This is a genomic window from Pseudomonas sp. DF11, from assembly GCF_058148565.1.
Genome location: NZ_JBYVYN010000030.1, coordinates 1 through 393, shown reverse-complemented (window position 1 = coordinate 393; position 393 = coordinate 1). Strand labels below are relative to the sequence as shown.

Genomic DNA, 393 nt, shown 5'->3' with positions numbered 1-393 from the left:
GCTGCTCCATGAGCTCCCACACGAATTGCTTGATTCATTGAAGAAGACGATAGAAGCAGCTTTAAGCTCCAAGCTGATAGCTCATAGCTAACAGTTACAAGCTCGAAATTGGGTCTGTAGCTCAGTTGGTTAGAGCGCACCCCTGATAAGGGTGAGGTCGGCAGTTCGAATCTGCCCAGACCCACCAATTTTGTAATGGGGCCATAGCTCAGCTGGGAGAGCGCCTGCCTTGCACGCAGGAGGTCAGCGGTTCGATCCCGCTTGGCTCCACCATAAACTGCTTCTGAAAGCTTAGAAATGAGCATTCCATCAAGGTGATGGTGAATGTTGATTTCTAGTCTTTTGACTAGATCGTTCTTTAAAAATTTGGGTATGTGATAGAAAGATAGACTG

The 393-nt window shown here is 47.3% G+C and carries 2 tRNA genes; both read left to right on the top strand.

Annotation, left to right across the window (positions count from 1 at the left end):
* Positions 1-110: 110 nt before the first annotated feature.
* Positions 111-187 (top strand) — tRNA-Ile (locus AC30D9_RS29400).
* Between the two features lie 10 nt (positions 188-197).
* Positions 198-273: transfer RNA gene (locus AC30D9_RS29395), tRNA-Ala, on the top strand.
* The last annotated feature ends 120 nt before the right edge of the window (positions 274-393 follow it).